At 46.8% G+C, this 11,432-nt stretch carries 9 protein-coding genes and 1 other annotated feature; of the genes, 8 read left to right on the plus strand and 1 reads right to left on the minus strand.

Annotated features, from left to right (window positions below; translation table 11 throughout):
* The first annotated feature begins 1 nt into the window (after position 1).
* The 4 genes from CXM95_RS02265 (at position 2) to CXM95_RS02280 (ending at position 6,319) form a co-directional block, all read left to right on the plus strand.
* Complete coding sequence (locus CXM95_RS02265) at positions 2-1,597, plus strand: xylulokinase (protein ID WP_086299039.1); 1,596 nt, start codon at positions 2-4, stop codon at positions 1,595-1,597.
* Positions 1,598-1,616: 19 nt separating this feature from the next.
* Positions 1,617-2,312, plus strand: coding sequence for an L-ribulose-5-phosphate 4-epimerase (locus CXM95_RS02270; protein ID WP_086299040.1), 696 nt, complete (start codon positions 1,617-1,619; stop codon positions 2,310-2,312).
* 19 nt (positions 2,313-2,331) lie between these two features.
* A complete protein-coding gene (araA, locus tag CXM95_RS02275) occupies positions 2,332-3,756 on the plus strand; it encodes an L-arabinose isomerase (protein ID WP_034878099.1) in 1,425 nt (474 codons plus the stop codon).
* Between the two features lie 196 nt (positions 3,757-3,952).
* Positions 3,953-6,319 (plus strand): phosphoketolase family protein, encoded by a 2,367-nt coding sequence (locus CXM95_RS02280; protein WP_101698802.1) that lies wholly within the window; start codon positions 3,953-3,955, stop codon positions 6,317-6,319.
* Between the two features lie 128 nt (positions 6,320-6,447).
* On the opposite strand, the gene CXM95_RS02285 is transcribed toward CXM95_RS02280, so the two are convergent.
* A complete protein-coding gene (locus CXM95_RS02285) occupies positions 6,448-7,368 on the minus strand; it encodes a LysR family transcriptional regulator (protein WP_005227268.1) in 921 nt (306 codons plus the stop codon).
* Positions 7,369-7,494: 126 nt separating this feature from the next.
* Between CXM95_RS02285 and CXM95_RS02290 the strand changes: the two genes are divergently transcribed.
* The 4 genes from CXM95_RS02290 (at position 7,495) to CXM95_RS02305 (ending at position 11,424) form a co-directional block, all read left to right on the plus strand.
* Positions 7,495-8,649 (plus strand): cobalamin-independent methionine synthase II family protein, encoded by a 1,155-nt coding sequence (locus CXM95_RS02290; protein ID WP_176285385.1) that lies wholly within the window; start codon positions 7,495-7,497, stop codon positions 8,647-8,649.
* Positions 8,650-8,775: 126 nt separating this feature from the next.
* Positions 8,776-9,010, plus strand: a binding site (T-box leader).
* Positions 9,011-9,317: 307 nt separating this feature from the next.
* The gene (locus tag CXM95_RS02295; RefSeq protein WP_010748717.1) at positions 9,318-9,962 is read left to right on the plus strand and encodes an amino acid ABC transporter permease; all 645 of its coding nucleotides are present in this window, start codon (positions 9,318-9,320) and stop codon (positions 9,960-9,962) included.
* 12 nt (positions 9,963-9,974) lie between these two features.
* Positions 9,975-10,607: an amino acid ABC transporter ATP-binding protein gene (locus CXM95_RS02300; RefSeq protein ID WP_086299043.1), complete on the plus strand. Its 633-nt coding sequence runs from the start codon at positions 9,975-9,977 to the stop codon at positions 10,605-10,607.
* 13 nt (positions 10,608-10,620) lie between these two features.
* On the plus strand, positions 10,621-11,424 hold the full coding sequence (locus tag CXM95_RS02305; RefSeq protein ID WP_086299044.1) for an amino acid ABC transporter substrate-binding protein: 804 nt from the start codon (positions 10,621-10,623) through the stop codon (positions 11,422-11,424).
* The last annotated feature ends 8 nt before the right edge of the window (positions 11,425-11,432 follow it).

Here is an 11,432-nt window from a genome sequence, read left to right on the forward strand (position 1 = left end):
GATGACGCAACAAGTAAGGCAAGCAATTATTGACGGGCGCACGTCTCTTGGGATCGAGCTAGGCTCGACACGGATCAAAGCCGTCTTGATCGATGAACAGTTTCAGACGATCGCTTCCGGCAGCTTTGAATGGGAAAATCAATTGGAGCAAGGGATTTGGACCTACTCGCTAGAAGCGATTTGGCAAGGACTGCAAGCCAGCTACCAAGAGTTGGCGCACAATATCCAGCAGCAATTCGAGGTACCTTTGACGACGATCGGCAGTATCGGTTTTTCTGCAATGATGCACGGCTATATGGCCTTTGATCAGCAAGGCACGCTGTTGGTCCCTTTTCGGACATGGCGAAATGCGATCACGGAAGAAGCAGAAAAAGCTTTGACGGCATTGTTCCAATACAACATCCCGCAGCGTTGGAGTATCGCGCACTTGTATCAAGCGATTTTGAATCAAGAAGCTCACGTACCAGAGGTCGCTTTTTTCACTACCTTAGCCGGCTATGTGCATTGGCAGCTGACAGGGGAAAAAGTTATCGGAATCGGCGATGCATCTGGGATGTTCCCAATCGACAGTACGACAAAAAACTATGATGCGAATATGCTGCAGCAATTTGATGCACAAATCAGCAGTCAGGGGTATCCTTGGCAGATCAAAGACCTTTTGCCACAAGTGTTGACAGCAGGCGAACCAGCCGGCACATTGACGGCAGAAGGCGCAAAAAAACTCGACCCAACCGGTACCTTGCAAGCCGGCATCCCGTTATGTCCGCCAGAAGGCGATGCGGGCACTGGCATGGTTGCCACGAATAGTGTGGCACAGCGAAGCGGGAATGTTTCAGCCGGGACGTCGGCTTTTGCCATGATCGTCTTAGAAGAACCCTTAACGCAAGTGTATCCAGAGATCGATTTGGTCACGACGCCTTCTGGTGATTTGGTGGGGATGGTCCATACGAATAACTGTACCTCGGAGATCAATGCCTGGGTCAAACTTTTCCGCGAATTTGCCGACGCAGCTGGAATGAAACTTTCCACGGAAGAATTGTTTGCGACCTTATTCAACGAAGCATTGAAAGGGGATTCAGAATGTGGCGGGATGCTTTCTTATGGCTATTATTCTGGTGAAAATATCACTAAGATCCCTGAAGGACGGCCGCTTTTCGTCCGATCGCCAGAGAGTTCTTTTACTTTAGCAAATTTCATGCGCTTACATCTGTTTAGTGCCTTTGGTGCGATGAAGATCGGGATGAAGATTCTGGAAGCCGAAGACGTCGCCATTGATCGAATCGTTGGTCACGGTGGGATCTTCAAGACGCCAGAAGTTGCCCAGCGTGTCTTGGCAGCTGTCATGGAAGCGCCAGTTACGGTCCTGGAAACGGCTGGTGAAGGCGGCGCCTGGGGGATCGCCCTTTTAGCAGCATACCTTCGCCGCCACACGCCAGAACAATCCTTGGCCGCATTTTTAGCAGATCAAGTGTTTAAAAATGATCACGGCGTGACGTTAGCCCCAACGGAAGCGGACATTCAGGGATTTACCGTCTTTACCCAACGTTACCAAGCAGGGTTGCCGATCGAGCAAGCGGCAATCGATGCGTTGATTTAAAAAGAAAGAAGGGAATTTTGTGTTAGAAGGATTAAAAGAAGAAGTCTTTCAAGCCAATTTGGCATTGCCGAAGCAAGGATTGATCAAATACACCTGGGGCAATGTGTCAGCAGTGGATCGCCAACAGCAGTTGTTTGTCATCAAACCTAGCGGTGTTGACTATGAAACCATGCAAGCCAGTGATATGGTGGTTTGTGATTTTGAGTGCAACGTAGTGGAAGGAGCAAAAAATCCTTCCTCCGATATGCCGACGCATGCCGTTTTATACAAAGCATTTCCAGAAATTGGTGGGATCGTCCATACCCATTCTACTTGGGCGACGAGCTGGGCTCAGGCAGGACTCGATCTGCCAGCGATGGGCACGACCCATGCCGATACGTTTTATGGAGCAGTCCCCTGTGCCCGCTTTTTGACGCAAGCCGAGATCGATGAAGGCTATGAAGCACAAACAGGACAGGTGATCGTCGAAACCTTTAAGGAACGCGACATCACGCCAGAAGAAATTCCTGGTGTCTTGCTTCACGGTCATGGACCGTTTACCTGGGGCAAAACGGCGGATGCGGCGGTGATGAACGCAGTGGTCTTAGAAGAAGTCGCTAAGATGAATTTTATCACGCGCCAGCTCAACAGTTACGCACCCGAATTGCCGCAGCGGGTCTTAGACAAACATTATTTACGCAAACATGGAGAAAATGCCTATTACGGGCAAAAATAACGAAAAAGGAGCAAGTAGAATGTTAGAAATCGGGAAAAAAGAATTTTGGTTCGTCGTAGGATCACAGCACTTATATGGAGAAGAAGCATTACAAGAAGTACGGGACCATGCAGAAGAAATGGTCAAAAGCTTAAATGACAGCTCAAAGCTGCCTTATCCAGTTGTTTTACAAGAACTCGCTGTTACTGCCGATACGATTACGAAAATCATGAAAGAAGTCAACTATCGGGATGAAGTCGCTGGGGTGATCACCTGGATGCACACCTTCTCACCAGCAAAAATGTGGATTCGCGGCACGAAATTATTACAAAAACCATTGCTGCACCTTGCCACTCAATACAATGAACAAATTCCATGGGAAACCATCGATATGGACTTTATGAACTTGAACCAAGCGGCTCATGGTGACCGAGAATACGGATTTATCAATGCCCGTTTGAAAAAGCAAAATAAAATCGTTGTCGGTTATTGGAAAAATGAAGCCATCCAAAAAGAAATTGCTGCTTGGATGGACGTGGCAGTCGGCTACAATGAAAGCTTCCAAATTAAAGTCGCTCGTTTTGGCGACAACATGCGTAACGTTGGGGTGACGGAAGGCGACAAAGTCGAAGCACAGATCCAATTTGGTTGGACCGTTGATTATTTTGGGATCGGCGATTTGGTACAAGTTGTCGATGCGGTGACTGACGAAGAAATCGATGCACTCTTTGAAGAATACAGCCAGCTGTATGATTTCGATTATGGCGATTACGACAAAGAAGAGTGGGCACGTCATGTCAAAGCACAAGCCAAACAAGAAATCGGTCTGCGCCGCTTCCTTGAAGCAGGCGGCTATACGGCATTTACCACGAACTTTGAAGACTTGTATGGTATGCAGCAGTTGCCTGGTTTAGCTGTACAACGCTTGATGGCAGAAGGCTATGGGTTTGCCGGTGAAGGGGACTGGAAAACAGCCGCTATTGACCGCTTGATGAAAATCATGGCTCACAATAAAGCGACTGGCTTTATGGAAGACTACACCTATGAGCTGACACCAGGAAAAGAAGCCATCTTGCAATCCCACATGATGGAAGTCGATCCGGTATTAGCAGCCAGCAAACCAAAAATCGTGGTTTCGCCATTGTCGATGGGGGATCGTGAAGACCCAGCCCGGCTCGTGTTTGACGGCCAAGGCGGCGAAGGTGTCGTGGTTTCGATGGCCGACTTTGGCACTCACTACAAATTATTGATCAATGAAGTCGATGCCTTTGAGCCAACTGAAGAAGCACCAAAACTACCGGTTGCGCGAGTAATGTGGACGCCAAAACCAAACTTCCACGATGGCGTCAAACAGTGGATCGAAACAGGCGGTGGCCATCACACCGTTGTCTCACTTGTCCTAAATTCTGATCAGATCGAAACATGGGCGAAACTTGTAGGATTAGAATACGTAACGATCAAATAAGTACCCAATCACAAAAGGAACCGTTGGCGATGCCGGCGGTTTCTTTGCGTTTTTCTTAAGCTTTCTTGCCTTCTGGCTGTAAAGTGCGGGCAAGCAAACCCTTGAAAGCACCAGCAATCAGCAAAATTGACTTTTAAATATAGGGGGCATAGACTTTTATGTAAGAGTGGAACAATGGACTAAAAGGAGGAGCACAATGAAGACAACCTACGATACACCAGAGTATTATCAGAAAATGAACGCTTGGTGGCGAGCAGCCAACTACCTTTCCGTTGGTCAGATCTATTTGAAAGACAATCCCTTATTGCGCCGCCCCATCGAAGAAAAAGATTTAAAAGTGAATCCAATTGGTCACTGGGGAACGATCGCAGGACAAAATTTTATTTACACCCATCTCAATCGCGTCATCAATAAGTACGACTTAAACATGTTTTATATCGAAGGACCAGGCCATGGCGGACAAGTCATGGTTGCGAATGCTTATTTAGACGGCAGCTACAGCGAGATCTATCCAAAAGCCACCCAAGACGAAGTAGGGATGAAACATCTATTCAAAACCTTCTCTTTCCCAGGTGGGATCGCTTCTCATGCGGCACCTGAAACGCCAGGTTCGATCCATGAAGGCGGCGAGCTAGGCTATTCCATCGCCCACGCTACCGGAGCTATTTTAGACAATCCCGATGTCATTGCAGCAGTAGTGGTCGGTGATGGTGAAGCCGAAACCGGACCATTAGCGGGCAGCTGGTTTTCAAATACCTTTATCAACCCAGTCAATGATGGCGCAATTTTGCCTATCTTGCATTTGAATGGCGCCAAGATTGCCAATCCAACGATTTTGGCTCGTAAAAGTGACCAAGATCTCACGAAATATTTTGAAGGCATGGGTTGGACCCCTTATTTCGTAGAAGGGGACGATCCAGAAGCCGTTCATCCGCAATTGGCACAGAAGATGGATCAAGCCATCGAACAGATCCACGCGATCCAAGCAGAAGCCCGCAAAGGTTCTGCGGAAGAAGCCGCTATGCCTCATTGGCCTGTTTTAATCGTTCGCACACCAAAAGGGTGGACTGGACCGAAAGTCTGGGATGGCGAGCCGATTGAAGGGGGCTTCCGTGCCCACCAAGTGCCGATCCCTGTCAATGCGAAACATATGGAACACGTGGATGCTTTGACGGATTGGCTGCAGTCTTATCGTCCAGAAGAGCTTTTTGACGAAAACGGCCGCATCAACGCTGAGATTCAAGAATTGGCGCCAAAAGGGGAGCAACGGATGGCTGTCAACCCAATCACCAACGGGGGGATCGATCCGCAACCGCTACGCTTGCCAGATTGGCAAGCACATGCCATTGCGATTGAGACACCAGGGGAAACGACGGCCCAAGATATGATGGTCTTTGGGAAATTTGCCCGTGACATCATCAAAGAAAATCCTGACAACTTCCGCATTTTTGGCCCAGATGAAGCCAAATCCAATCGGTTGAACCATGTGTTCGAAGTCACGGACCGCCAATGGTTGGAGCCAAAACATCCTGATTATGATGAATGGCTGTCTTCAGTGGGCCGTGTGATTGATTCACAATTATCAGAACATCAAGCAGAAGGCTTCTTGGAAGGCTATGTGCTGACGGGGCGTCATGGCTTCTTTGCCAGCTACGAGTCATTCCTAAGAGTCGTTGATTCTATGATCACGCAGCACTTCAAATGGTTACGAAAAGCCCATGATCTTGACTGGCGCAACCCGTACCCCTCATTGAATTTGATCGCTTCATCAACGGTCTTCCAACAAGACCATAATGGGTACACCCACCAAGATCCAGGGATCATGACCCATATTGCAGAGAAAAAAGCCGACTTTGTGCGGGTCTACTTGCCAGCCGATGCCAATAGCTTGATGGCTGTCATGGCAGAAACGCTCGCTTCTGAAGAAAAGATCAATCTAGTGGTCTCTTCGAAACACCCACGTCCGCAGTTTTATTCGGCGGATGAAGCGAAAGTGCTTGTCAAAGATGGCTTGAAAGTCATCGACTGGGCATCGACAGATGAAGGACAAGAACCGGACATCGTGATCGCAGCTGCCGGGACGGAACCGAATTTGGAAGCATTAGCTGCTGTTTCCTTGCTGATTGAAGCCTTCCCAGAGTTGAAAGTCCGCTTCATCAATGTGGTCGATCTATTGAAATTGCGTCGTCCAGAAGTCGATCCTCGTGGGTTGAGCGATGAAGCATTCGAAGCCTACTTTACGAAAGACAAACCGATCGTGCTTGCTTTCCACGGGTATGAAGGACTGATTCGCGACATCTTCTTTGGCCGTCGCAACCAACAGCTTCATATTCATGGGTACCGAGAAAATGGCGGCATCACGACACCGTTTGATATGCGGATCCTTTCTGAATTGGATCGCTTCCACTTAGCCAAAGACGCCGCCGAATGGGTCTATGGAGAAAAAGCAACGGACTTTGCCAAAAAAATGGCAGACACCGTTGCGTATCACCATGACTTTATTCGAGAAAACGGCTATGATATCGCCGAAGTCGAAGAGTGGGAATGGAAACCATTGCGTTGATTTTTTCTCCACTACATCAGCGAAAGATAATTTAAGAACAGAAGAAGAACAAACAGTACAAAACGATCCGCAACAGGGTCGGGACGCCTTACCAAGGAAGCCCGACCGACTGTCTGCGGATCGTTTTTTTAAAAGACGTCGAAACCGTAATTTTTGATATGCTGTTTCAACAAGGCGAGATAGTCCAAAGCCATCTCACTCAGTTCCATTTTCTTGTGTTTGAGGTAACCTAGTGTCATCGCATCATCGACTTCCAAAGGAATCGCAACGATTTTTTCATCATTCAGCTCACTGCTGATGATCCCAGAGCTGATGGTATAGCCGTTGAGACCCACCATCAAATTGAAGATCGTGGCACGATCGCTGATGCGAATGTGTTTTTTGCGTTGTAAAGTGCTTAAGATCTCTTCAGAAAAGTAGAAGGAATTGGTTTCCCCTTGTTCGTACGACAAATAGGTATAAGGTTCCAAATCAGCTAATGTGATGCTTTTTTTCTGAGTCAGTGGATTTTCTCGGCCGATGAAGACGTGGGGTTTGGCTTCAAATAAAGGAATGAATTGCAGGTCTTTTTCGTGGATCAAACGGGTGAGGACCGTCGTGTTGAAATCATTCAGATAAATGACCCCCAATTCGCTCTTAAACGTCTGGATATCATCCAATACATTTTGTGTTTGGGTCTCCCGCAAGGTGAATTGAAATTCATCTTCCCCTAACTGTTTGACCAGCTCTACGAAGGCGTGGACGACGAAGGCATAGTGCTGTGCAGAAACACTGAAAACATGCTTGCGATGGCTGTCTTTGCGAAAGCGTTCGTCCAAGAGATTGACTTGGTCTAAAACATTTCGAGCATAGTTGAGAAAGGAACGGCCATCATCGGTCAAGGTCACCCCTAATTTACTGCGGTAAAACAGCTGCAGATCATACTCTTTTTCCAACTCTTTCATGGCTTGGGAGAGGGATGGCTGACTGATGAAAAGCTGTTTGGCGGCTTCATTGAAAGAGCCGGTCTCTACGATTTTTTCCAAATATTCAAGCTGCTGGATACGCATGGGAAGCAACCTCCTTTTTGTGTTATAGGTATTGCCTATGGAATATATAAGTTTATAAGTATTATCTATAGTATAAGATGTTTGCTAGAATAAATCTAACAATTTTGAAAACTTTGTATAGGAGGAATGGATATGGCAACAGACAAATTTCAGCTTGTGGGGTCATTGTTACGACCACAAGATTTATTGGACTACAAAAATCAAATCGAGCATCGGGAGGACATCCGCTACCCGTTTTATGATGCGTTTCCTGGATACCAAGAAACGGAAGCAAAAGCGATCGCTGACATCATTGCAGCGCAAAAAGAACACGGCATCACAGTCATCACAGACGGCGAACACGGCCGCTCGATGTGGCATCTGGATTTTCTCTGGGGATTAAAAGGCGTTGAGCGCTATATCTCCGATCATGGGTATGCCTTTGAAGATTTGGACGGTGGACATTTTGAGACGCGTAAAGACATCGGCATCCGAATCACAGAACCATTATCTGGCAAAAACCATCATTACTTGACATTGTTTAAAGAAACCAAACGCCAAGCTGGCGACCTGCCAGTCAAAATCACCGTGTGGGGGGCTGCCCACGCCTTTACCGAGCTGACTGTCTTTAACGACCTCGTTGGTGAAGGTCAGGTGTGTCCAACGAAAGAAGCCTTGCGGGAAGGGCTGCTTAACGCCTACAAGGAATTCTTGCAGGAATACCGAGAAGCCGGTGGTGAGATCGTTCAGTTCGATGATTGTTTATGGGAATTATTCGCCGAAGACAATGACAAGAGCTTCTTCACCCAAGGCAATGACGGCTTAGAAGCGTTAGCCGATGAATTCGTGGCGATCAACAACGAAGTCGCTGATTACGCCCACGAATTAGGATTAAAAGTCTGGACCCACAATTGTCGCGGCAATTACCAAAGCCGCGCGGCAGCCAGTGGTACCTATAAAGCGATCGCCGAAAAATTCTTACGTGATCAGCATTATGACCGCTTTTTCCTAGAGTGGGATGATGACCGTGCCGGTGATATCTCGGCTTTAGAAGCGCTGAAAGATCGTCCAGAAGTGGAGGTTGTCTTAGGCTTATTATCCAGCAAAACCGCCACATTAGACGATGAAGAGCGAGTGATTGCCTTATTAGACAAAGCTAGTCAAATCATTCCTAAGGATCGGCTTTATCTTTCTCATCAATGTGGCTTTGCCTCTTGTGACTGCGGCAATGAGCTTTCGACTGAGCAGCAATGGGCAAAAATCAAGCAAGGGCAAGCCTTAGCTGAAGCATACTTCGGTTAAGCAGTTGCGTCTTCTTTTCCCTGAATCTTCCCCTCGAAATCGGTGCATGCGACAAAGTTTCGAAAATTTCAGAAAAAATGTTTGACATTTTCTTTAAGAGCGAGTAAAGTAAGACACAACTTAATGAAACAGACATCGAAAAGAAGAGTAGCAAGGCTTGCTGTTTGAAGAGAGTCTCTGGTTGGTGCAAAGAGATAACGCATGGTTGTGAAACACATCTTGGAGTCGTTTTTCCGAAAGAAAAGTAGGAGAGACCGGGTTTGCCCGTTACAGCAGCAGTCATTGATTGATGACTTTCTGAGTTCAGTTGCTGTGAAGCACTGATAAACAAAGGTGGAACCGCGTTGATAACGTCCTTTAGCTGTAATGGCTAGGGGACGTTTTTTTTCTCTTTTTTTGCGGCTCACCGAAAACCGAAAGTGGAAGGGTCACAAGGACTGCACGAGGCCTTTTCCTGTGAAGGAAAGGCAAATTGAGGTGGAACCACGTATCTAGCGTCCTCTGGCAAATGCCAGTGTGCGCTTTTTTTGTTTTTCTTTTTTAGAAAAATGAAATTTGCCAGTTGCCCTCACCAGCCAACGTGCAGCGCCACATAAGCATCGGAGTAAGCCGTCGCTAAGCTGTTTTTCTGCCAAGCGAAATTGAAACCTATCAAGGAGGAAGTCACCATGTTTGAGTATTTAGTCAATGTTATGCCCCAACTGATTTCAGGAACTGGAATCACCGTTAAATTGTTCGCACTGACCTTAATCGGGTCCATTCCCTTAGGCATCTTGTTGGCCTTTGTTTTAGCCAGTCGCCTGCGTATTTTGAAATTGATCGTGCAAGTCTACGTTTGGTTGATGCGAGGAACGCCTTTATTGCTACAGCTGATCTTCGTATTCTACGGTCTGCCGATCTTAGGGATCGTCTTTGACCGCTTTGAAGCAGCCTTGATCGCCTTTATTATCAATTACGCTGCTTATTTTGCCGAGATTTTCCGTGGAGGGATCCAATCGATTCCAGCCGGACAATACGAAGCCGCGAAAGTCTTGCGTTTGTCCCCAATCCAAACGATCCAAAAAATCATCATCCCACAAGTCGTCAAGATCACCCTGCCATCTGTCGGCAATGAAGTCATCAATCTTGTCAAAGACACATCTCTGGTCTACATCTTGGGCTTGTCAGACGTGATGCGAATCGGAAAAATCGCCATGGAGCGAGACAGTACCTTGCTTCCGTTAGTTGGGGTCGGCTTGATCTACTTGGTGATGACGGGCGTCTTCACGTTATTGTTAAAACAAATCGAGACCAAACTGGACTATTACCGTTAGGAGGAACCACGTATGTTAGAACTAAAACAAGTATCAAAATCATTTGGCGCTAAAAAAGTCATCGATCAGCTAGACCTGACGATCGAAGACGGCAGTATCTTAGCGGTGGTCGGTCCTTCCGGTGGCGGGAAAACCACCTTGCTTCGGACACTGGCTGGGTTAGAAACGATCGATTCTGGAAGCTTTTTGCTGGATGGCAAAGCCTTTGATCCCACCGACACAAAAGAACAAGAACAAGTCGTCGGTGTCGTCTTTCAAGACTTCCAATTGTTTCCGCACTTGTCGGTTTTTGAAAACATCACTTTGGCACCAAAAATGGTGCTGAAACAAGACAAGGCCGCGTATACAGCAAAAGCCGAACAGTTGGCAGAAAAACTAGGGTTAAGTGACCTACTAGGCCAATATCCCTTCCAATTGTCCGGGGGACAGCGGCAACGAGTGGCTATTGCACGAGCGATGGCGATGAATCCCAAAGTGTTGGCTTATGACGAGCCTACCAGTGCCTTAGATCCAGGCTTGAGACAGCAAGTCGAACAGCTGATCTTGGATCTGAAAAAAGAAGGAGTGACCCAGATCGTGGTGACCCATGATTTGGTTTTTGCCGAAAATATCGGCGATCAATTATTAAAAGTAGCAGGAGAATAAGGGGGAGAAAAAAATGAAAAGATTACTATTGACGGGAATCGCAGCAGCAAGTGTATTTTTATTAGGGGCGTGCGGCAGCAGTAATGACACCACAACCAGTGCCGCTGACAAAGAAGAAGTGATCGTCGGGCTAGACGATACCTTCGTACCGATGGGCTTTAAAGACGACCAAGGCAACATCGTTGGGTTTGATGTGGATTTAGCCACAGCGATTTTGGATCTAACAGGAACCAAAGTCAAATTTCAACCAATCGATTGGTCCATGAAAGAAACCGAACTAAGCAATGGCACCATCGATATGATCTGGAATGGTTATACCAAGACCGCAGCTCGTGAAGAAAAAGTATTGTTTACAGATACTTATATGGAAAACAAACAAGTCTTAGTCACAGCAAAATCAAGCGGCATTACTAGCTTTGATGATATGGAGGGCAAAGTCTTAGGTGCCCAAGAAGGTTCTTCTGGTTATGAGACCTTCAACAACCAACCGGAAGTTTTGAAGGATCTCGTAGACGGCAATGACGCAACCTTGTATGCCAGCTTTAATGAAGCCTTTATCGATCTAGAAAACGGTCGGATCGACGGTCTTTTGATCGACCGCGTCTACGCAGAATATTATTTGACTCAAACAGGCAAAACCGCTGACTTCAACGAAATCGAAAGTCCTTTTGAAGCAGAAGATTTTGCTGTAGGTGTGCGGAAAGACGATCAAGCCATGGCAGATAAAATCAATGATGGTTTGAAAGAATTGCAAGACAATGGTACCTTTGCTGAAATCTCTGAAAAGTGGTTTGGCGAAGACGTCACACCAAACTAAAAAACAAG

Origin of the sequence: Enterococcus sp. CR-Ec1, from assembly GCF_002850555.1 — a bacterium.
GTDB lineage: Bacteria > Bacillota > Bacilli > Lactobacillales > Enterococcaceae > Enterococcus_D > Enterococcus_D entomosocium.